This window comes from Bartonella sp. MR90HLJMH (assembly GCF_042194115.1).
Classification (GTDB): Bacteria; Pseudomonadota; Alphaproteobacteria; order Rhizobiales; family Rhizobiaceae; genus Bartonella; species Bartonella grahamii.
The window spans coordinates 40,436-62,139 of record NZ_JBHIMM010000010.1; the positions used below are offsets into that span (position 1 = coordinate 40,436).

Here is a 21,704-nt window from a genome sequence, read left to right on the forward strand (position 1 = left end):
GAAGAAGAAAACCGGTACTATCATATTATATGCTAGCACCTTATATGCTAGCACCCAATGTTAAGACAGGTCTTGGTGCTTGAGACAATTCATAAGAGGCACGCCTTCCTTGCTTGTATAGTTTTTACTCACACGGCTCTTCCTGCTTGTAACATGCAAGCGAGAGATTTTGATTAATTCGATATGGAACAAATTGGGAATGAGAGGACCTTACGGTATTCAGAGTTCTTATTCAATATGTTGTCTAAGGTTGGGAAAGGTCGTGACCAATGTCTTAATTTGACATGATAATTTATCATTTTTATGTTAAGAGAGAGTTTCAAATATTGTAAGATCTCTCATTTCATTTCCTTTTATATTCAATCAGTTAAAACTATTTTCTTTCATGTTACAAACGGATGGGGAGAGATAAAAACGGTTTAAGAAAAAAGTTCCTAATCTCTTATGAACGTTTTCGATAACCAAGGGTTGTTGCACTTGGAAAGTGGCAAAGAGGATGATGATACTGGTATGTGAAATTCTAAGTCTTTTAATGTTTTGTTTTATCAAGTTTTTGTACGATTTTATCAGAAGTCCATTGGGTTATAATATTGAGCATGATCAAAAGAATGATGACAATGGTCATGATGAAGGTATTATAGCGTTGATAGCCATAGCGGATTGCCATATCCCCTAAACCGCCTCCACCAAGATATCCAGCAAGTGAGGTGGCTCCTATGAGAGAAATGACCATGACTGTAAAACCTGTAATCAGGCTAGGGAGAGCTTCAGGAATAAGAACATGTCTGATAATTTGAAGACGGCTTGCACCCATAGAGCGGATCGCTTCAATGAGACCGTTTTCAACGGTTTTAAAAGAGAGTTCCGCCATGCGTGCATAAAAAGGAATAGCTGAAATGGTCAGTATAAAAATTACAGCAGGCATTCCTATCCCTCTTCCTACAACGATACGCGTAACGGGAAGAAGATAAAATGCAAGAATAATAAAGGGAATGGCACGAATACTGTCAATGATCATGCTTAAAGGGCGATTGATGAGAGATGAGGAAAAAATCCCCCCGCGTGCTGTTGTGTGAAGAAGAAGACCAAGGGGAAGTCCTATAATAAATGCCATAAAAGAAGCACTAAGTGTCATCAATATTGTATCAATAACAGCTTGGGGAAGTTCATGAGACAGAACATTAAACATAGCCTAACACCTCACAATATCGTCCTTTTTTCGTTAACCATTGAACAGCTTTTTCTAAAGCTTCTTTATCTTCTCCAGGAAGAGCCAAGAAGAGTCGCCCGATGGTTTCATCTTGAACTGTATCAATGCCACCATGCAAAATACGTGCTTTTAAACCACTCTCATTTTCTAGAAGATGAAGAAAAGGCTGCTGGGCAATTTCACCGGCAATATTGATTTCAATGACAGCTTCTCGCCCGATTGGTTTGAGATTTTTCGCAAATTTTTCAGGAAGTTGCGGGGTGACAAGCTTGAGCATGGCTATGGTTGTATCGTCTTGCGGTGATGTAAAGATGTCTTTCACACGTCCTTCTTCTACGATGTTCCCCTGATTAAGAACAACAACGCGATGCGCTATGGTGCGCACAACTTCCATTTCATGGGTGATGAGCACAATCGTGAGATTGAGGTGTTTATTAATATCAGCAAGGAGCTCTAGAATAGATTGTGTTGTTTCAGGGTCAAGAGCAGAGGTGGCTTCATCTGATAACAATATTTTAGGATTAGCAGCGAGCGCACGAGCAATGCCAACGCGTTGTTTTTGCCCCCCTGACAATTGTGCCGGATAGCAATATTCTTTTCCATATAACCCAACCAATTCAATCAGTTCAAGGGCACGTTTGTGGCGTTGTTTTTTACTTACACCACTTAATTTAAGCGGCAATGCAATGTTATCAAGAATATTTTGCGATGAGAGAAGATTGAAATGTTGAAAAATCATCCCAATTCGTTGACGGTAAGGCGCCCACTCTATCTCTGATAGATTTGAAATATCAACACCTTCAAAAAAAATGGACCCTGCATCAATCTTCTCTAACCCATTTAAACAGCGGATAAGTGTTGATTTTCCTGCTCCACTGCGCCCAATAATCCCAAGGATTTCACCAGCATGGATATTTAAAGAGAGATTATTAATTACCGGAACACCAGCCGTTTTGTTAAAACAACGGCTGATGTTTTTTAAGGAGATAAGGGTAGGTTTTTCCATTCACAATTACTCGGATATTTGGCACAATTACCAAGAAGTTTGGGCGGTTTTGCCAAAAATCTCTTTGATTTTTGCACGGATAAGATCGTTGTTGTAAGCGGCAACTAATTTTTTAACCCATGGCTCATCTTTTTCGCTCGTGCGTACAACGATGATATTATCATAAGGATTATTTTTTGCGCTCTCCCATGCGACGACATCTTTTTCGAAGTTTAATCCGGAAACAATAGCCCAGTTTGTGTTTATAATTGCAAGATCAAAATCGTCAATAGCTCGCCCTAACATACCAGCATCGAGCTCACGAATTTGCAGGTTTTTAGGATTTTCGATAATATCAAGTGGAGATGCAAGAATATTATGGGGGTCTTTTAACTTAATGAGACCTAAAGAATTGAGAAGAAGTAAGGCTCTTCCACCATTAGATGGGTCGTTTGGAATACCAACATGTGCACCATCACGTAGATCTTTTAAGTCTTTGATTTTGTGCGAATAAACACCGATTGGAGCAATAAATGTATAGCCGACAATTGAAAGTTTATAGCCACGTTGTTTCATTTGTTCATTAAGATAAGGAGCGTGCTGAAAAGCATTCGCATCGATCTCTCCTGCGTTAACAGCGTCATTAGGCAAAGCGTAATCAGAAAAATAAACGAGTTCAATATCTAAACCGGCCTTTTTAGCCTGTTCAGCAGCAGTTTTCCAAATAATCGCATCCCGCCCTTCCATAATACCAAGTTTGATTTTTGATTTGTCTGTAGCCATGACAAAAACCGTAGATAAAAAAAGTGCAAAGAGAGAGAGGAATAATCCTATAATCCGACTACGAGAAAAAAATTTTAATGTCATGTGCTTTTAACTTTCTTTTCCAAGAGATTTTTTGAGGGAAGTTTCAATATACTCTGTATTTTTCTAAGGAGATTTAAAGTTATACAAGCTTTAGAGAATATTCAATCACTTTTATTTTTAAAAGAGTATTATTTTTCCTTCTATTTTTAGTATTTTGGGGGCTTATCATCATTCATTCTCAGTAATTCTCTGAAATTCAGGAAATCAATTCTTTTATTGCAATCATTTGTTGAGGGAACCAATAACACTTGAAAAACTTCTTTAAGGGACGATTGGTTGAAGAACCAGACAATCAGATGATGCTTTAGCTGTAAATTTATGAGGAGCATACTGCGCAATCAAGATCAAAAGGCCGTGTTCGTGTAGAGGGGGAATAAGGGGAATAAAGAGAGATTTTGTTGCAATGTTGAGGGGGCTTTTGGGCGGGAAATAAAGGTTGCTGATCATTGGATTTAACCGCGGCAAATTTTTGCAAAGGCGAAATTTTGCCCTTCACATGTTTTGAGAGAGGAAGAAAAATAATGTTAAGAAAGAAATTTTTATCAACAACAATGATTTTATGGGCTTTGGGAGCGTCGGGGGTGGCTGTGACTGCTTCTCACGCGGAAGCTGGAACCATTGCAGGAACAGTTGCTCGTGTTGCATCAGGTCAGGTATCTTTACGCACAGGTCCTGCGACAGCTTATAAAGTAATCACAATGGTTCCAATGGGAGCAAAAGTGCAAATTTATGGCTGTCTGTCCAATAAAACTTGGTGTTCTCTTGGTTATCACGGAAAGGTTGGTTGGGCATCTGCACGTTATGTCAATGTCAACAATGTTCCTACCGTTGCTTTTACAAAGATGCCAGTAAAGCCAAATGCTATGAGAAAATCGCCAAAAGTAAAAAAAGAAAAAGTAAAACAGGTTGTTTCTGGTTTTAAAGCTCTTCCGGCGATTCAAAAAACACGGAAAAACATACAAAAACTCTACAGAACAGATATGATTATCGATTCTACAGGTGTCAAAAAAAGAGATGAACGGACAATTTTAAATCCTTCGCCCAAAGCACAAGGAGTTTCTGTAAAGCACGTAAATGCTTATAACCCCTTCTTTCCTGATAATGTCAATTACAAAAATTTTGAACGTAATGAAACACGTTACCGTGTTGTGACTTATCCTGCTCGATAAGGGTAAAGTTAATTTCACAACCGGAATGACAAAAAGGATCAGCAGCATGAAGCAAAAAATGCTTATGCTGCCGATCCTATTGTACCGTAAAATGGCATTAAGACTGCGATGATTAATTAAGGTGGCGAGGTATTCATGGATATTCAGAGTAAAATTGGTCAATACCCCGAATTACAGTCCTTTAGACTGGCGGTATGAATCCCCAGCAGGGGAAGATCCTGCTGAAGAGAAGCCGGACTTTTGACAGACCGGCTAGGGCTCTTCATCCTTTCGGACAGGGCGTTAATTTACGGACTTAGGCTTTATCAAATTACGAGAAATGAGCAATTCAGCAATTTGAACTGCGTTCAATGCTGCTCCTTTTCTTAAATTATCGGCGACAACCCAGAAAGCTAAACCATTTTCAACGGTGATATCTTCACGAATACGGCTAATAAAGGTGTCATCTTCTCCGGTACATTCATAAGGTGTGGTATAGCCACCATCTTCGTGTTTATCGATAAGCTGACAACCGGGAGCATCGCGGAGAAGCGCTCGTGCTTCAGATACGCTTAGTGGTTTTTCAAATTCAACATGGACAGCTTCGGCATGACCGATAAAGACAGGGACACGAACAGCAGTGGCTGTTAATTTAATCTTCGGATCGAGAATTTTCTTCGTCTCAGCAGTCATTTTCCATTCTTCTTTTGTATAACCATCTTCCATGAAAACATCGATATGAGGAATGACATTAAAGGCAATGCGTTTAGTGAATTTTTTTGATGTAATTGGGTCAGCAACAAAAACAGCACGTGATTGTTCGAAAAGTTCGTCCATTCCTTCTTTACCAGCTCCAGAAACCGACTGATATGTAGAGACAACAACACGTTTAATGATTGCAGCATCATGGAGAGGTTTTAAAGCTAAGACCAGTTGAATTGTTGAACAATTAGGATTTGCTATAATATTACGCTTAGAAAAGGCATTTATAGCTTCGGCATTGACTTCAGGGACGATCAACGGAACATTGGAATCATAGCGCCACGTGGAGGAATTATCGATGACGACACAGCCAGCGGCAGCGATTTTAGGAGCATATTCTTTGGAAATGCTTCCTCCCGCAGACATCAGACAAAAATCTGTGTCAGAAAAATCGTAAGTATCCAGTGCTTTTACTTTTAAAGTTTTATCTCCATAAGAAACTTCTTGTCCTAATGAGCGTCGTGATGCTAGAGGGACAATTTCATGCGCAGGAAAACCACGTTCCTCTAAAATTGTAAGCATTTCACGACCAACATTTCCGGTTGCGCCGACAATTGCAACTTTAAAACTCATTTTCTATATACTCCTCATGTCTCTCCACGTTTATTCCCCGTGCTATACTCAGGAGAGAGTGAGTTGGTCAAGGAACATCATTAAATTATATTTTTGATTTTCAACAACTCAATTTTGTACACATCAATCACCATCAGCAGCACAATAAGTTGTTTTATTTCAAATGATACGTCTTTTTAATCTTTCAGAATTGAAAAATTGAATATTGTACGCTAAACTGTTATCTCTTTTAGAGAGCACTTTAATTAAGTGAATTCCATATCTTCTGTCAATTGTTTACCTTCACACTTTTGAATTTTTTAAGGATGCTATTACGTATTGCGTTGGGGGAATCTTTTAATACCTTATCTGTTAAGTGTTGAAGTATTTGATCTTCTCCCTATGCCTTTAAAAGCGAAGCTTCCTATTACAGTCTGTAAACAGCCAGATTCTAGCGGTTACTTTTAGCAACTTCCCATTTTTCACTTGAACTTAAGGCTCAACAAGCAAGCCTAAAAATATTTAAAAAGACATTTGGCACCTAAAAAACATTTGAATGTTTCAAGGAGGTATGCATGCTTCATATTCTCATTCCTTAAATGATAGAATTTATGGCACAACAAGATAAACTTAAGTATCCATTATATAAATAAATTCTTATGAAAGTTATACATATAGTTTTTTCGTGTCTTATTTTTACTTTAATCCTGTTATGCTATAAAATATCGTCATTTGAAGTATGGTGATCTTTAAGCTTTCTTGATATATTTAAGTGTGTGGGAATATTCTTAGGCTTGTTTGGCGAGCTTTTTGTTTTAAGTGGATTATATGAGTGGAAAGCCGTTGAACACCCCCATGTTTAATGTTTAATAAAAGAGCAAGTTAGCACCATCATACATTTTCCAGCACTCAATGTGGCTACAGTTCTTGGTATGTGAGACGATTCAATTAAGAGGTATGCCTTTTTGTACATTTTTACTCTCACGTTTATTTACATGCCAACTTTGCTTGTAATGTGCAAATAAGTGATTTTGATTGATTCAATATAGAACAAGTTTGAAATGAAAGAATTTTACGATATTCGAGACACTCATTCAATATACATAACGTTAGATTATCATTATAAATCAACGCGCTATAGCTAAGTTAAACTCGTTAGAATTCGGATTATTTACAGACCAGATTAGATTTAAGAAATTTCGTTCTCATGAGGTGTGGGGAGACAGTCAAAATTCTTTTCAATGTTATTAAGGATGTTGATTGTTCTTTCAGTGAATTTATGAAAATAAGGGGTCATTTTTTTCACCAGAAATCAACTGCAAAATAGCCCTTTGTTTTTTGCGGGTCAGCATTCTAAAACTTTGCAAAAGTAAATATTCTGCTTTGCTTTCTACTCTGTCATCACAATGATAGAAGGGATCTTCTTTTTTTGTGTTATCAGCATAAAAGAAGGAAACGGGAACATCTAATATATGAGCAATTTCTTGTAAACGTCTTGCACTTACGCGATTTAAACCTTTCTCATACTTTTGAATTTGTTGAAATGTTACGCCCAAATGACTCCCTAATTGTTTTTGAGAAAAACCCATGAGGTTTCTTCTAAAGCGAATTTTTTTGCCTAAAGAAATGTCATAAAAATGTAAATTTTTGGCTCGCACTTTGCTCCCCCTCCGGTTGCGAGCGCCCTCGCATTAGTATTCCGGGGTCTGGAAGTGCTGAAACCGAGCCAGCCTCTTGCTTTTAGTGCTGAGAGCACTTGGACATAACAAGAGCCCCCGGAAATTCCGGGATATCCGCAAAAAGCGGGTTTATTTTATACTCGGTTTTAGGGCTTCCAGGCCCTATTGATCGCTGCGTATACGATCAAAAACACAAGTTCATTCATAGGATAATTTCTTTAAATCGTCAACCAGAGTGACAGCAGTTGGTTTGGTTGTTTTTTGCAAAGTTTACATGCAACTGTTGCAATGCATCCCTTTATTTTGATGAAATTTAGGACAATTTCTTGGTGATCATTATGGGGAATATTTAAAATTGTAACTATATGACTTTTATCCATTTATTGTGTATAGAAACGGAAGCTTCTTTTCGCATTCAGAAACAAAAGACTTTTTAGAGTAAGTATAACATTGGAAGTTGGTAAAGAGGGGAGTTGGTAAAGAGAATGCTGGTGCTGGCGTGTAATGGATTAGCGTTTAAAATACCAATATTAAAAAGATTGCATGAGCAAAAGAGAGCGTTTCATAGAGCAGTGATTGATAACAGCTTTCTCCAGAAAAAATGAACGAAATTTTCTTATTTTTTATACGCTACGTTTTCATTGTTTTGCAAAGGGCGTGCTTCTGAGGCAAGCATAATGGGAACACCATCACGAATAGGATAGGCAAGTTTGGCTTTGAGAGAAATGAGCTCTTGTTTTTTTCGGTTGTAAGAGAGTGTGCCTCTCGTTATCGGACAGACGAGCAATTCGAGCATTTTGGGATCTGTGGTCATTTTTTTCATGTTTTGACGTTTATTAGTTTAAACGGTAATCTGTACCTGTTTGTTTCATGAGTGAGCGTTCTGTTAATGCAAGAAGAGTTTGGGCACGGCTTTCGATATCTGGAGCTTCAAGGAGAGCTTGTTTTTCTGCTGGTGTAAAGGGGATAAGAGCTGAAAAAGCATTAACCAATATAGGTGTAGGGGCTTCTATGATACTGCTCCAATTATATTCCATTTCATGTATGGTTAGATATTTTTCTACAACGTCGAGTAAGCTCTCTCGGTTAATGCTTTCTTCAACATCAAATTCTTGCAAATCTTTTATGTTTGATTGGATGAGAGCTGTTCGATAGGATTTTGTGTTTGTCAATTCTTGTTCTAAGGTGAAGCGGCAAACACCTTGTAAGATAATGAACAGTTGTCCATTTCCTGTTTCACTGTAGTTTGTAATGCGTCCTATACAGCCTGTTTTATAAAGTTGTGTAGAAAAGCGGTCTGTATTCGATGAAAGTGGTTGAATAATGCCCAATAGACGATCAGTTACCATAACGGTTTCAATCATTTCAAGTGATTCTGGTTCAAAAATGTTGAGTGATAAAAAACCGCCGGGTAGTAAGAGTGCACCTTCTAAAGGAAAAAGGGCAATTTGCTTTGGAAGATCATTTTCGCAATTGTAAGAGATATTACCAGCTTTCATGAGTATTTTGTCACCTTTGTTCGGTAGTTTTAGTCTGTAAATAGTCGCAATTTATGACACTATTGAGAAAGCAGAAAACCTACTTCTTGTACATTAAAATCATACTTATAAAATACTTGAAGTCCTTATTCTAAAAAAAGAATATGAAACCCTATCTTTAAGGTTGAACTGCGCGAGAAAGAATATTGCTTTGCGATCTTTTTAGTGTGTGACGTTTTGCATGATTTTCAAGAGGTATTTTTGTTTATAGCTTTTGATTTTGTCTTAAATTTCCTAAAATGTGTTCCTTGCAATTTTTGTAAGGTTCAAAAGGATACTATTATAAATCTTTTGAAGCAGCTTACGCAAGTTTTAAAATGAGAACATTTTCATCACTTTACTAATGACAGTGTGATAAAGATAGGTTATAGGTTAGGGCATGCTGGAAAGAGCGTTATCGTTTCTTTCATTCTTTTGCGGGAGAGTGCAGATTGCGAATTTTCGCATTGCCGCCGAAGGGGAAATAGCCCATAATCTCTCAGGCTTTAAGGACCGTAAAAGGAAGAAGGCAGATCTGGAAAGTCGGGAGAGCCCGCGCCGAAGGTGTAAGCGAAAAATCTTTTCGCGAGTCTCTCAGGTTGATGACAGAGGGGTGCAGAGACGGTCATATTCTGTGGGCGTTAGCGCAGCTTTGGAGTTATTATGGGCACAGCACAAGAAACATCTTTTTTAAAAACACTTCCTTTATATGATATGCATGAAAAAGCAGGAGCAAAATTTGGTGCTTTTGCGGGGTGGAACATGCCTTTAACGTATCCTCTTGGCGTTTTGAAAGAGCATCTTCATACGCGTGCACATGCGGGACTTTTTGATATTTCTCATATGAAATTGATTGCCGTTGAAGGGGCACAAGCCGTGGAATTTTTGTCCTATGCTTTTCCCATTGATGCAGCAGCTTTAAAGATTGGGCACTCACGGTATAATTACTTGCTTAATGAGCAGGCTGGTATTCTTGATGATCTTATCATTACCCGTTTGGAAGAGGACCGTTTTATGTTGGTCGCCAATGCTGGGAATGCACAGGCTGATTTTGTAGAATTGGAAAAGCGTGCGGTTGATTTTGAATGTCAAGTGATTGCTCTTGAAAGGGTATTGCTTGCTCTTCAAGGTCCTGAAGCGGCCGCTGTTCTTGCTGATGCCGATTTGCCAGGGAATGAATTGTTCTTTATGCAAGGATTCGAACCACAACAAGATTGGTTTATAACGCGTTCTGGGTATACGGGAGAGGATGGTTTTGAAATTGCTTTGCCTATAGGGCATGCGCATATGTTGGCTGAAAAATTGCTGAGTGATTCTCGTGTTGAGTGGATTGGACTTGCAGCACGCGATAGCTTGCGGTTGGAAGCAGGGCTGTGTTTGCATGGAAATGACATTACCCCTGATACGACACCTATTGATGCGGCTCTAACATGGGCTGTTCCTAAAAGTGTTCGAGAAAAAGCACAATTTTATGGCGCGAAGGCTTTTCTTGAAGCGCTGCAAAAAGGACCTGCTCGTTGTCGTGTTGGATTAAAACCGCAAACGCGCCAACCTATTCGTGCTGGTGCGGTGCTTCTTGATGATCAAGGTAATGAGATTGGAGTTGTAACATCAGGTGGTTTTGGTCCTTCTTTTGATGGTCCTGTCGCGATGGGTTATGTTTCTGTTGATTGTAAAGTTGAAGGGACACAAGTCTTTACAGAACTGCGAGGCAAAAAGATTGTATTATCAGTTCATTCACTTCCCTTTGTTGAACAACGTTATTTTAAAGGATGATTTTTTATGTCTAAAACTTATTTTACACAAGACCATGAATGGCTTAGCGTTGAAGGAAAAGTGGTGACTGTTGGGGTTACGCATTATGCGCAAGAGCAATTAGGAGATTTGGTTTTTGTTGATTTACCACAAAGTGGGACAAAACTTTCCAAAGGAGAGGCAGCTGCTGTTGTGGAATCGGTGAAAGCCGCTTCAGATGTTTATGCTCCTCTTGATGGTGAAGTGGTCGAAATAAATGAAGCATTGGCTGATAATCCTGAATTGGTAAATCAGAAAGCCGAAACAGAAGGCTGGTTATGGAAAATGACATTGCAGGATGAGACACAACTGGAAGGGTTGTTGGATAAAGATGCTTATAAGGCTTTGATTGGATGAGTATCATGATCGAGCGTTCTTTTTCTTCTCGACATATTGGGCTGCGTCCTGATGAAACACAAAAAATGCTTGATGTTTTAGAGCTTGATTGTGTTGATACACTCATTTCTCAAGCTGTTCCACATTCTATCTATTTGGGACGTTCACTTAATTTACCAAAGGCTGCTAGTGAAGGACAAGCCTTGGAAGAACTCTCCAAGATGATGGAGCGTAATTGTGTGCACAAAAGTTTTATTGGGCAAGGATATCATGGAACTCATGTGCCCCCAGTTATTTTACGAAATCTGTTTGAAAATCCTGCTTGGTATACTGCTTATACGCCTTATCAAGCAGAAATTAGCCAAGGTCGTTTAGAACTTTTATTTTATTTTCAGACATTGGTGAGTGAACTCACAGGTTTGCCTGTTGCTGCTGCTTCCCTTCTTGATGAAGCAACAGCTTTAGCTGAAGCCAATGCCCTCGCTTTTCGCTTTTCCCGTGAGAAAAAGACGAAGATTTCTCTTCAGAGTCTTTTACATCCTCAGACTTTAAGTGTTGCGCAAACGCGTGCTGAAACACAAGGTATTTGTATCAGCCAAGAGAGGAAAATTTGTTCTAATACAGCGGCAATTGTTTTGTCTTGGCCAGATACAAAAGGTGCTTTTCATGATTACAGTGAGATCATAAAAGAGGCAAAGGAAAAAGGAGCTTTAGTTATCGTTGTGGCTGATCCTTTAGCGCTTACCCTTATGGAGCCACCTGCTCAATGGGGGGCAGATATCGTTGTTGGCTCTATGCAGCGTTATGGCGTTCCAATGGGCTTTGGTGGTCCACATGCTGGTTACCTTGCAGTGAGTGATGCGTTAACGCGTCTTATTCCAGGGCGTATTGTTGGTCAATCCGTGGATACGAGAGGGCGTGTTGGTTTTCGTTTAGCTTTGCAAACACGTGAACAACATATTCGGCGCGATAAAGCGACGTCAAATATTTGTACAGCACAGGCTTTGTTGGCTAATATGGCAACCGCTTATGCTGTTTGGCATGGGCCGAAAGGTTTACAAGAAATTGCGCAGCGAATTCATCATTTAACATGTCGTTTTGTTGCTGGTTTAGAGGCTGCAGGTGTTTTTTGTGAAGGAGAATCTTTTTTTGATTGTGTAAGCATTGTTGTGAAGGGAAAAGCGAAAGAGATTGCACATCAAGCCAAAATGAGTGGACGCCTTATTCGTGTTCTCGATGATGACACCATTGCAATCAATTTTGATGAATTATCGACAGAAGAAGATGCTTGTGCTTTAGCGCAGCTTTTTGGGGCACAATTAGGCGATCAGGTTTCTCCACGACTCTTTGGCAAAAAGCGGAATGCTGCTTTTCTTTCCCAGCCTTTTTTTCATGCGGTTCATTCAGAGACAGATATGATGCGCTTTTTGCGTCGTTTGGCGGATAAGGATTTGGCGCTGGATCGTGCTATGATTCCTCTTGGCTCTTGTACAATGAAGCTTAATGCGGCGGCTGAATTGATGCCTGTAAGTTGGGCTAGTATGGCCAATATACACCCCTTTGTTTCACAAGAGGATGCAGCGGGTTATTTAGAGATGATTAATCAGTTAAATGCATGGTTGTGTGAAATTACAGGATTTGCGCAAGTTTCTTTTCAGCCAAATTCTGGTGCTCAAGGTGAATATGCGGGGCTTTTAGCTATCCGACGATATTACCAATCACGGGGAGAACATCAACGTACAGTTTGTCTTATTCCTGCATCTGCGCATGGTACCAATCCAGCTTCGGCACATATGGCAGGTATGGAAGTCGTTGTGGTAAAATGTTTAAGCGATGGTGATGTTGATGTAGACGATCTCAAAATGAAAGCGCAATTGCATAAGGATAAATTGGCTGCTCTCATGATTACTTATCCTTCAACACATGGTGTTTATGAGGAAAGCATTAAGGAAATTTGTTCTATTATTCATGAAAATGGCGGACAAGTTTATTTCGATGGTGCTAATCTCAATGCGCTTGTGGGGCTTGCTCGTCCTGCAGATATTGGCGCTGATGTTTGTCATATGAATCTTCATAAAACATTTGCCATTCCCCACGGAGGTGGTGGTCCTGGTATGGGACCAATTGGAGTTGCAGCGCATCTCAAACCATTCTTACCAGGGCATGAACAGGATGGGACAACACATGCGGTTTCGGCAGCTCCTTATGGAAGTGCGTCTATTCTTGCGATTACATGGATGTATATTCGAATGATGGGGGCTGATGGCTTAAAATATGCAACACAAATAGCCATTTTAAATGCCAATTATATTGCTGCACGTCTTTCACCCGCTTATTCCATTCTTTATCGGGGCAAGCATGGACGTGTTGCTCATGAATGTATTGTGGATACACGTGTGTTGAAAGAGCAGTATGGGGTGAGTGTTGATGATATTGCAAAACGTCTCATTGATTATGGATTCCATGCGCCCACGATGTCGTTCCCTGTTCCGGGAACTTTGATGATTGAGCCAACGGAATCAGAACCAAAAGCAGAAATTGATCGTTTCTGTGATGCTTTACTCTCTATTGCTGAAGAAGCGAAGAAAGTTGGTCGTGGGATTTGGCCAAAAGACAATAATCCGTTGGTTAATGCCCCTCATACAGTGGCAGATGCTTTAGATGATGCTTGGGAACGACCCTATTCGCGACAAGAAGCTGCTTTTCCCAACAGTTCTCTTGATCCAGCCAGTAAATATTGGCCTCCTGTATCGCGTATTGATAATGTTGCGGGAGACAGAATGCTCATTTGTTCGTGTCCGCCATTGGGAAATACCTATTAAATAACAAATATGTATTTACTTTGTTTATTTACATAAACAAAAAAGCCCACACATTTTGTGTGGGTTTTTTACTTATTGATCATGTTATTATGGAGTTATTTGTCTATTTTCTAGAATTTTGCATAGTTTTTTATAACATGAGAAAAATCGGAAAAGTCGACAAAAAACTGTGTTTTGTGGGCAATAGGCATGCTCTCCTTTGCCTTCTACCGTATGACATGGTTTTAGTGACTAGGCGCATCGGTCTAGCCAGCTAATTCACGTAAACGAGAGTGAAACCTACGGGGGATAGGGTCCAGTCTGTTGCATGTGTTGTGACATACGACTCTCACTAAGGTGACTACGACCGGTTGCAGAAAGAATAAAATCAAATTTAGTGTTATCTGATGATAAAGCCCCGCGAAACTCTGTTGTTGCATATTCTTAAGTCAAGCATTGTCTAAATATTTCTCTTTAATCTGCTTTTTATAAATATGACGCAAAAATACGTAAGAATACCTGTCAGAATGAGTAAATGCAAAACCAAATGTATTATGGTTGTTTTTTTACAGGGTGTCTTATAAAAAGCCGGCACATCTTTCCAATCCATTGTAGGTCAGTTTGTGACTTTACGGCGTTGTTTTCCTAAGAGCCCGTGTGTTTTAGCTGTTGCCTGTAAATCCACATCCAAACTTAACGCAGCGACATGTTTTAAGTCAGAGATTGAGACAAAAAAGAGCTTTATGAGTAGTTCAAGCTTTTGTATGCCAGATGATGGCGAGGGGATTGCGTATTTCTGTTGACGTAATCTTTGAAACTGGAAGACAATCTAATTTCAGAGAAATATAAAGCCGTAAAGGTGAAACTCAATCCTCAGTTTGTCATCTCCTTTTAATTCAGCTTTACGGCTTTCAGAAGCATCTAAAGCAATGTTTTTTTATAATGGGGATTACATATTGTCCCATGCTTTTATTTATTGTGTTCTTAATGGGATACCCTCATGTAAAACAGAACACTCCAAAAAGAATATACTTTGGTTGTTAATTCACGTGTTTGTTTTAAAGAGACATTTCGCTCCCAATCCCATTTCGCGACGGCGCTCGTGAATGGTACAACGATAAATCTATTGAGAGAGCTCCCAATCTTTACGCTCTATGAAGGAAGAAGTTGGCACTATCATACACTTTGCCAGCCGCTTAATGTTATAGCTCTTGGTACTTGAGATGGTTCATAAGAGGTATTATTCCTTTTTTAAATCATTTTTATCTATACATAGTCCAGTTTGTGGTATGCAAGCGAATGATTTTGATTGCTTCACTATGAACAAAACTGAAAATAAGAGAAACTTATGAGACTGGATGTTTTGTTTGATATATAGAGAATTAATACTTTAGTTTAATTGGGCATTTAATTTTAAAAACTTTGCAGTAGATTCTTTTTTGTCAATTTGTGGGAAAAAGGCTAAGCTTTTGTATTTTGGGTGAAAGCTACTTCCATAAAACAGTTCATCAACTTGTCTATTTTGAGATTTCTGTGAATGTGCGGTGTCTATGATCATTCTATGTGATTGATTGTTGTAAAATCTTTCATAAAAAACCCTCAATTTTCTAAAATGATGATTTTTATCAATTTATTTCTTTAAAGAGTTTTTATGTGTAAATGTATTTATAGCGGGAGCCAAGAGATGTTAGAATTTCATTGGGAAGGGTATCGGCATCTATAGATACTCTTTCAAGTGTTTGATGGGGTCCAATGAGTTCTACCCAGTCACCTGTTTGAGGTTTTTGATCAAGATCGGTCGTATCTACAATAATGGAATCCATAGAAACCCGCCCAACCATGGGAAGTTTATACCCGTTGAAATAAACTGTTCCTTTATTCGAAAGAGCACGGAGCCAGCCGTCTGCGTAGCCTATAGAAATGGTTGCAAGAGTGCTTGGTCTGTTGGTTATAAAGCTTTCTCCATAACCAACAGGTGTGCCTATATCAACAACGCGGTTTTGAATGACTTGGGCTTCAAGTTTTAAAACAGGTTTCAGAGGTGATGGGTGTTTCCCCCGCGGATCAACTCCGTAAAGTGCAATGCCGGGGCGAACAAGATCAAAATAAAAATCTGATCCTAGAAAGATACCTCCAGAATTGGCAAAGGAAACTTTGCAAGCAGGCAATTGCGCAAGGATGGTTTTTAAAGTAGCCAATTGGGCATAATTGGATGGGTGGGTATCATCTTCTCCGTTAGAAAGATGACTGAGAATATATTTTATTTCTGCTTTTTCGAAAATTGTAGGGTGTTTGATGAGTTTTTGTAATTCTTTTTGATCCAGTCCTAATCGGTTCATATGGGTATCGATTTGAACAATTGCTGGAAATTTTTTATCTTTTTTTTGACAAATTTTTTGCCAATTTTCAATGGCATTCCAAGAGTTTAGAACAGGAACAATACCAGATTGTGCGACAAACTCTTCTGCTAAGTGTGGAAGTCCATTCAGAACGGCAATCGTGACATGTGGTGGTAAGATGCTTTTTAATTGGAGGGCTTCTATGATTTGGGCGACAAAAAAAGTGCGACAACCAGCTTGATAAAGGGCAGGAGCAATTTTGTGAGCTCCTAATCCATAGGCATTTGCCTTTACAACTGCTGAACATTGTGTTGGAGCTACACGTTTGGCTAAAGTGATATAATTGGAAACAATGGCACTGACATTGATGGTTGCTACAGCTACATAGAGTGATGTATTGATTTCATCATTAACGGATTTTTTCATTTTAAAAGCTTATCTGTGTTCGTGAAATACGGAGTTTTTTGGTTATTTCATTGAGGTTCTTTACGATATAGGGAAAGACACTACTTTCTATGGTTAAAATCATAAGGAGCTTATACTGAATTACGCACCATTAAAGTCGTTTTTTTATGTAAAATGCTACTCTGGATATAAGAGATATTTTAGTTTTATTTGTGTTGTTAGAAACACGGTATCTTCTAATAATTTGTAAGACATAGACTTTTGTTTTTTACTTATTTTCCCTAGTTGAGGCATATAAAAATAGAACATAGTTTATTGTATTGTATCATTTTGAAGAGTGCAATATTAGGCTGTTGTTGCTGGTGCGATTGTTTTGATTAAACATTGCATTGGCTGCTTATTCAGAGAAGGTAAAATGATTAAATTAACCACTCTAAATCAATGCATTACAAGTTTTCTATCATGGGGGGAAGATCACTTATCTGTGCAATTTTGGATGTCGTCTCATGCACTTAAAGTTATTTTTGTTAAATAGAAAACAGTGTGTAAACACTTTCTGATATATTAAAAACTGTTGATTTAGAAAGCCCGTTGATTTGGATATTGTCGATTTTCAAGATGGATTGGGTATCCAATATTTACTTTCTATTGTTTGATTGGTTTTTAGTGAAATCAATTTTATCGCTTTATAGAGCGCGTTAGACTCTTTTATTTATGGATATTTATGGAAAGCGCAGTGTAAAAAGGTCAGTAACGAAAACAATAGATGTAATGCCGGAAATCTTGTTGAAGATTCGTGCGGTTATCGTTCAATCAACAAAAATTTTATCTCTCTTATTTGAAGGTTTTAGGTCATAAGTTTTGTTAAGCGAGAGAGTGTTATAGCGTTACAATGGAAATATGCATTATGTGTTAAAGGGGAAAAGAGTACCGTGATTGTTTAATACTCAATGTTTTTGTTTTTCTTTGAATGTGATTTGTATTCGTATTTTCCTCATTCGTTTAATAAAGTGTTAATCTTGAGATTTTTGTTTTAAGAAAATTGTTGGCAGATGGTTATGCAAGTACTATATCACGTCAAGGATTCGAAATTTAACGTTCAATAAAGATATGGGGAAGAGTATGAATACGTCTGCTACCAATGTTCCGTCAAACATCAGTAGCGTTGCAAATTTTCCGATTCCTGAGAATGTGTTCGCCCTTACTGTCCAAGAGGTTTGTCACTATACAGATCGGTTATTTAAATTCCGTTTGAATCGTCCGGATAGTTTTCGTTTTCGTTCGGGTGAGTTTGTTATGATCGGTTTGCCAAATGCAGAAAAGCCGATTTATCGCGCTTATTCGATTGCAAGTCCTTTTTGGGACGAACAGCTTGAGTTTTTTTCGATAAAAGTTCCAGAGGGACCTTTAACCGAGCATCTCCAAAAAATTAAAATTGGTGATACAGTTCTCATGCGTAAAAAATCTACAGGAACACTGGTTCTTGATGCTCTTATTCCTGGAAAACGTCTTTATCTTCTTTCAACTGGGACGGGGGTTGCTCCTTTTGCAAGCCTTATTCGTGATCCTGAAACTTATGAAAAATTTTCAGAAGTTGTCCTTATTCAAACAACGCGTGAGCAGAGTGAGTTAGTTTATGCAAAAGATCTTGTTTCCTCTTTGCAACAAGATCCACTCATTGGAGAGTATGCACAACAGTTGAGATTCTATCCTATGACTACTCGTGAACCTTCTGAGCATATGGGCCGTATTACGACTGTTATGGAAAGTGGGGACTTTTTTGAAACAACTGGACTTCCTAAAATTCATCCTGATGAAGATCGGGTGATGATTTGTGGTTCCATGGCAATGTTAAAAGATTGCGCAAGGATGTGTGAAAGTTTTGGTCTTGTTGAAGGGGCTAATAATGCTCCTGCTACTTATGTTGTAGAGCGCGCTTTTGTGGAGTAATGAGTGGAAAAGTTGAGGCTTTATCTTCTTTCAAACCGGTACGGTTTTTTTCCTTTTGCAAGCTTTATTCGTGATCTTGGCACTTATGAAAAATTTTCAGAAGTTGTCCTTACTTTAAATAATGCGTGAGCAGAATGAGTTAATTTATGCAAAAGATCTTTTTCCTCTTTGCAACAAGATCCACTCATTGGAGTATATGCACAACAGTTGAAATTTTATTTTATGACCACTCGTGAGCTTTCTGAGCATATGGGGCGTATTACGACTGTTATGGAGAGTAGGTGCTTTTTTGAAACAAGCGGCTTTGAAACAATAGCACTCTCCTAAATTCATCTCGATGAAGATCGGGTGATGATTTGTGATTTTATGACAATGTTAAAGATTGCGCAAGGATGTGTGAAAGCTTTGGTCTTGTTGAAGGGGCTGATGTTCTTGCATTTTACATTATATTGTAGAAAGAGCTTTTTTCGAGGGAGAGGGAAGTTGTGATGCAGTATATGCTAATGCAGTAATCGAATCCCAATCACTTATTGCAATGAGTTGTTGGGGCGCTATCCAAGAACCGCCAACGCAGAAGACGTTAGGCAGTTGGAGCCATTGTGTTGCACTTTTTTGTGTAATACCGCCTGTTGGGCAAAACCGGATATCAGAGAAGGGAGATGCTAAAGCTTCGATGAAGGCAATACCTCCAGCGGCTTCAGCTGGGAAAAATTTGAGATATGAATAGCCTTTGTTTAATGCTTGCATGAGTTCACTTGGGGTCATTGCAGCGGGAAGAAGGGGAATTTCACTATTTTTTGCACAATTGATTAATTCATTTGATAATCCGGGGCTTACAATAAACTTGGCTCCCGCTTGTTCGGCTTTTTCGTAATGTGTTGTGTTGAGAATTGTTCCGGCTCCAACAATTGCTTCAGGGACTTCTTGTGTAATTTTCTGAATTGCTTTGAGGGCATTTGGTGTTCGCAAGGTGATCTCAATTGTTTTTAATCCACCTTTGACAAGAGCACGTGTTAAGGGTACAGCACTTTGTAGATTGTCAATGAGTAAAACAGGTATAACAGTTTGTCCTTGGAGATATATTAAAAGCTTTTCTCTTTTTTGGCACATGATATTTTTTCTTCTTGGAGATGATATTATTTGTATCGTTTGATTAAGCACAATATGTTAAAGAGTACATGAATAAATCTTGAAATTGAATGAAACGCGCGTTATGGCAAAACACATGGAAAAGAATTTTAAAGTTGCTGCACTTTATTGCTTTGCAGATTTGAAGCATTATCATCAATTACAAAAACCTTTGCAGGATTTATGTCAAGCAAAGGATATCAAAGGCACTCTGCTTTTAGCACAAGAGGGAATTAATGGAACGGTTGCTGGTTCTTGTGCTGCGATTGAGGCATTGGTGGATTTTATTACGGCTGAGCCAGCGTTTCAAACGCCGGAGATTAAATATTCATGGGCATCAAAAATGCCTTTTCATCGCATGAAAGTGCGGTTGAAAAAAGAGATTGTGACAATGGGGGTTGAAGGTGTTGATCCGCTAAAAGTTGTTGGTACTTATGTGGATCCTGAAGATTGGAATGCTCTTATTCAAGATGAAGAGACAATTTTGATCGATACGCGTAATGATTATGAATATGCGATTGGGAGTTTTCAAGGAGCGATTGATCCGCAGATTAAAACATTTCGCGAATTTCCTGAATGGGTGCGTCAACATGAAGCTGATTTAAAGAAGAAAAAGAAAATTGCTATGTTTTGTACAGGCGGTATTCGGTGTGAAAAATCAACAGCTTATGTACGTGAACTTGGTTATGAGCAGGTGTACCATCTAAAAGGAGGTATTTTAAAATATTTAGAAAAAATTCCAAAAGAGGAAAGTTTATGGTGGGGTGAGTGTTTTGTTTTTGATGAGCGTGTTTCTGTTCAACATGGTCTTGAAGAATGTGGACGCGAATTATGTCGCGCGTGTCGTTCTCCTCTTAATGCTGAAAGCAAATTATCGTCTCATTATGAGGAAGGTGTTTCCTGTGATGCTTGTTATAACACGCGTAGTGAAGCCGATAGAGAGCGCTTTCGTGAGCGCCATAGGCAGTTTCAATTGTTGAAGTTGCGTGCTATTGATTCTCATCAAGGGACATAAGGATAGCGCAGTGTAGGGCTGTAAATTTTAGCGTTTTTCTCTTAAATTTAAGAGAAAAGAGTTTTTTGATATTGGTAGAAAAATATTCTATAAGACCGGATATTATTCGGTCTTTTTGTCTATGTTAAATTATTTGATTTATAAATAATCATTATAGATCGTTTGCTCTCCTTACATTTTATAGGATTGAGTTTTTAAATACTTTTCATTTTAAAATAGAAACTTTCTTCACCAACAGCGCAGGGGAGGGAGATTCATAGCTTAAGAGAAAAGCGTATGAATAAGATGTGATTAATAAGAGGAGATGAAAAAGCAGATGCTAGGTGGGAAAAATAAAATGATAATAGGAGTTTATGATTCCAAAGTTTAATATAATACATTAATTTATAATGATAAATTATTTTTATTTGAATAAAAGAGTTAAATATTGTGAACTTTATTGCTTTCAAATTAGATGAGAACAAATCACCTAAAACTCATTCACCTGTACGTTACAAATGGGAGAAACGTGTGGACAAAAATCATTTTAGATAAGGTGTTATGAAACATTTCAATGTAGGAGTTTCTGCAATATTGGGAGTTGGCAGATAGAATGGGGGCACAGGCTTGTACTTTCATAAGTATAAAGAGGGTGCGATGTAGTTAATCTATACTACACAAGCTATATTATATGGGGAATTTTCATGATATTTTGCTTAAGCGATGCTGTGAAATGAATGTGGAAACAGGGATGTTTTTTTAGGATGTCAATAAGAAAGATAATGGTATTTGTTGGAGGAAGGACATCGTTATCTTTAAAAATGATAGTGCTTCAGTCGTTACTATCCCCAGTTTTCAATGTTGGTCATCCTTGCATTTGAGAGGATATATAAGAGGTTCCCCTTTTTTCAGTTGTTTTTTATTTGTAATGCGCAAAAGAATGATCTTAACGAATTCATTGTAAGAGGGTTGAAATAAGAGAATTTTATGATGAGATTGTTGTTTAAGGGCAAAATAATAAATTATCATTATAAATTAATGTGTTGAGTAATTTACTTTGCGTTATTTTCTGCTGCGGATATTAGGAGATAGAATAGGGCAAAGAAATGAGGGGCTTTAAAAGCAAGACAGTGATTTATGTTGCACGGATGATGTAAGGGGTGTCATCTCATGAAAGCGGATGGATAGCTTTGTCTGGTGGAAGAGAGTGTTGTTTTTTCGCATCATTTTATCTTTA

General features: G+C 38.3%; 15 protein-coding genes, 1 pseudogene and 1 riboswitch. Of the genes and pseudogenes, 7 read left to right on the forward strand and 9 right to left on the reverse strand.

The features are described from left to right. Positions 1-529: 529 nt before the first annotated feature. Genes ACFIJ9_RS07315 through ACFIJ9_RS07325 form a run of 3 tightly spaced genes read right to left on the reverse strand, consistent with a single transcriptional unit; the run spans position 530 to position 3,062 of the window. Positions 530-1,189, reverse strand: a complete 660-nt coding sequence (locus ACFIJ9_RS07315) for a methionine ABC transporter permease (RefSeq protein ID WP_015856780.1) — start codon at positions 1,187-1,189, stop codon at positions 530-532. After that, positions 1,182-2,216 (reverse strand): methionine ABC transporter ATP-binding protein, encoded by a 1,035-nt coding sequence (locus tag ACFIJ9_RS07320; RefSeq protein ID WP_015856779.1) that lies wholly within the window; start codon positions 2,214-2,216, stop codon positions 1,182-1,184. The genes ACFIJ9_RS07315 and ACFIJ9_RS07320 overlap by 8 nt, the downstream gene beginning before the upstream one ends. Positions 2,217-2,243: 27 nt before the next feature. Beyond that, complete coding sequence (locus ACFIJ9_RS07325; protein WP_015856778.1) at positions 2,244-3,062, reverse strand: MetQ/NlpA family ABC transporter substrate-binding protein; 819 nt, start codon at positions 3,060-3,062, stop codon at positions 2,244-2,246. A gap of 521 nt (positions 3,063-3,583) precedes the next feature. Here ACFIJ9_RS07325 and ACFIJ9_RS07330 point away from each other — a divergent pair. Next, on the forward strand, positions 3,584-4,231 hold the full coding sequence (locus tag ACFIJ9_RS07330; RefSeq protein ID WP_375636454.1) for an SH3 domain-containing protein: 648 nt from the start codon (positions 3,584-3,586) through the stop codon (positions 4,229-4,231). Positions 4,232-4,513: 282 nt separating this feature from the next. On the opposite strand, the gene ACFIJ9_RS07335 is transcribed toward ACFIJ9_RS07330, so the two are convergent. The 4 genes from ACFIJ9_RS07335 to ACFIJ9_RS07350 form a co-directional block, all read right to left on the reverse strand. Then, entirely contained in the window at positions 4,514-5,545 is a 1,032-nt protein-coding gene (locus tag ACFIJ9_RS07335; protein ID WP_375636456.1) for an aspartate-semialdehyde dehydrogenase, read from the reverse strand. Positions 5,546-6,801: 1,256 nt separating this feature from the next. Beyond that, positions 6,802-7,182: a helix-turn-helix domain-containing protein gene (locus tag ACFIJ9_RS07340; protein ID WP_375629171.1), complete on the reverse strand. Its 381-nt coding sequence runs from the start codon at positions 7,180-7,182 to the stop codon at positions 6,802-6,804. A 637-nt stretch (positions 7,183-7,819) separates the two neighbouring features. Then, positions 7,820-8,026: a Trm112 family protein gene (locus ACFIJ9_RS07345; protein ID WP_375636457.1), complete on the reverse strand. Its 207-nt coding sequence runs from the start codon at positions 8,024-8,026 to the stop codon at positions 7,820-7,822. Between the two features lie 13 nt (positions 8,027-8,039). After that, positions 8,040-8,702: an LON peptidase substrate-binding domain-containing protein gene (locus ACFIJ9_RS07350; protein ID WP_375636459.1), complete on the reverse strand. Its 663-nt coding sequence runs from the start codon at positions 8,700-8,702 to the stop codon at positions 8,040-8,042. Between the two features lie 446 nt (positions 8,703-9,148). Beyond that, positions 9,149-9,246, forward strand: a riboswitch (glycine riboswitch). 137 nt (positions 9,247-9,383) lie between these two features. Between ACFIJ9_RS07350 and gcvT the strand changes: the two genes are divergently transcribed. Genes gcvT through gcvP form a run of 3 tightly spaced genes read left to right on the forward strand, consistent with a single transcriptional unit; the run spans position 9,384 to position 13,672 of the window. Next, a complete protein-coding gene (gcvT, locus tag ACFIJ9_RS07355; protein ID WP_375636460.1) occupies positions 9,384-10,496 on the forward strand; it encodes a glycine cleavage system aminomethyltransferase GcvT in 1,113 nt (370 codons plus the stop codon). A 6-nt stretch (positions 10,497-10,502) separates the two neighbouring features. Next, complete coding sequence (gcvH, locus tag ACFIJ9_RS07360; RefSeq protein WP_273723568.1) at positions 10,503-10,871, forward strand: glycine cleavage system protein GcvH; 369 nt, start codon at positions 10,503-10,505, stop codon at positions 10,869-10,871. Positions 10,872-10,876: 5 nt separating this feature from the next. Next, entirely contained in the window at positions 10,877-13,672 is a 2,796-nt protein-coding gene (gene gcvP / locus ACFIJ9_RS07365) for an aminomethyl-transferring glycine dehydrogenase (RefSeq protein WP_375636472.1), read from the forward strand. A gap of 1,628 nt (positions 13,673-15,300) precedes the next feature. On the opposite strand, the gene alr is transcribed toward gcvP, so the two are convergent. Beyond that, positions 15,301-16,416: an alanine racemase gene (alr, locus tag ACFIJ9_RS07370; protein WP_375636461.1), complete on the reverse strand. Its 1,116-nt coding sequence runs from the start codon at positions 16,414-16,416 to the stop codon at positions 15,301-15,303. 1,101 nt (positions 16,417-17,517) lie between these two features. Here alr and ACFIJ9_RS07375 point away from each other — a divergent pair. Together ACFIJ9_RS07375 and ACFIJ9_RS07380 are read left to right on the forward strand one after the other, a co-directional pair. Further along, positions 17,518-18,345: a ferredoxin--NADP reductase gene (locus ACFIJ9_RS07375; RefSeq protein WP_375636462.1), complete on the forward strand. Its 828-nt coding sequence runs from the start codon at positions 17,518-17,520 to the stop codon at positions 18,343-18,345. Between the two features lie 15 nt (positions 18,346-18,360). After that, positions 18,361-18,811, forward strand: a pseudogene (locus tag ACFIJ9_RS07380) (ferredoxin--NADP reductase); the annotation flags it as partial. Here ACFIJ9_RS07380 and eda read toward each other — a convergent pair. Continuing rightward, complete coding sequence (gene eda / locus ACFIJ9_RS07385) at positions 18,790-19,455, reverse strand: bifunctional 4-hydroxy-2-oxoglutarate aldolase/2-dehydro-3-deoxy-phosphogluconate aldolase (protein WP_375636463.1); 666 nt, start codon at positions 19,453-19,455, stop codon at positions 18,790-18,792. The pseudogene ACFIJ9_RS07380 and the gene eda overlap by 22 nt on opposite strands. A 115-nt stretch (positions 19,456-19,570) precedes the next feature. Between eda and ACFIJ9_RS07390 the strand changes: the two genes are divergently transcribed. After that, positions 19,571-20,488, forward strand: a complete 918-nt coding sequence (locus tag ACFIJ9_RS07390; protein WP_375636464.1) for a rhodanese-related sulfurtransferase — start codon at positions 19,571-19,573, stop codon at positions 20,486-20,488. Positions 20,489-21,704: the final 1,216 nt, after the last annotated feature.

What these genes read in the sequence shown, in the direction of transcription:
- ACFIJ9_RS07325 (WP_015856778.1), bottom strand. Translation starts at nt 3,062, where the DNA reads ATGACATTAAAATTTTTTTCTCGTAGTCGGATTATAGGATTATTCCTC.
- ACFIJ9_RS07345 (WP_375636457.1), bottom strand. Translation starts at nt 8,026, where the DNA reads ATGAAAAAAATGACCACAGATCCCAAAATGCTCGAATTGCTCGTCTGT.
- gcvP (WP_375636472.1), top strand. Translation starts at nt 10,877, where the DNA reads ATGATCGAGCGTTCTTTTTCTTCTCGACATATTGGGCTGCGTCCTGAT.
- alr (WP_375636461.1), bottom strand. Translation starts at nt 16,416, where the DNA reads ATGAAAAAATCCGTTAATGATGAAATCAATACATCACTCTATGTAGCT.
- ACFIJ9_RS07320 (WP_015856779.1), bottom strand. Translation starts at nt 2,216, where the DNA reads ATGGAAAAACCTACCCTTATCTCCTTAAAAAACATCAGCCGTTGTTTT.
- ACFIJ9_RS07335 (WP_375636456.1), bottom strand. Translation starts at nt 5,545, where the DNA reads ATGAGTTTTAAAGTTGCAATTGTCGGCGCAACCGGAAATGTTGGTCGT.
- gcvH (WP_273723568.1), top strand. Translation starts at nt 10,503, where the DNA reads ATGTCTAAAACTTATTTTACACAAGACCATGAATGGCTTAGCGTTGAA.
- ACFIJ9_RS07315 (WP_015856780.1), bottom strand. Translation starts at nt 1,189, where the DNA reads ATGTTTAATGTTCTGTCTCATGAACTTCCCCAAGCTGTTATTGATACA.
- ACFIJ9_RS07375 (WP_375636462.1), top strand. Translation starts at nt 17,518, where the DNA reads ATGAATACGTCTGCTACCAATGTTCCGTCAAACATCAGTAGCGTTGCA.
- ACFIJ9_RS07350 (WP_375636459.1), bottom strand. Translation starts at nt 8,702, where the DNA reads ATGAAAGCTGGTAATATCTCTTACAATTGCGAAAATGATCTTCCAAAG.
- gcvT (WP_375636460.1), top strand. Translation starts at nt 9,384, where the DNA reads ATGGGCACAGCACAAGAAACATCTTTTTTAAAAACACTTCCTTTATAT.
- eda (WP_375636463.1), bottom strand. Translation starts at nt 19,455, where the DNA reads ATGTGCCAAAAAAGAGAAAAGCTTTTAATATATCTCCAAGGACAAACT.
- ACFIJ9_RS07390 (WP_375636464.1), top strand. Translation starts at nt 19,571, where the DNA reads ATGGAAAAGAATTTTAAAGTTGCTGCACTTTATTGCTTTGCAGATTTG.
- ACFIJ9_RS07330 (WP_375636454.1), top strand. Translation starts at nt 3,584, where the DNA reads ATGTTAAGAAAGAAATTTTTATCAACAACAATGATTTTATGGGCTTTG.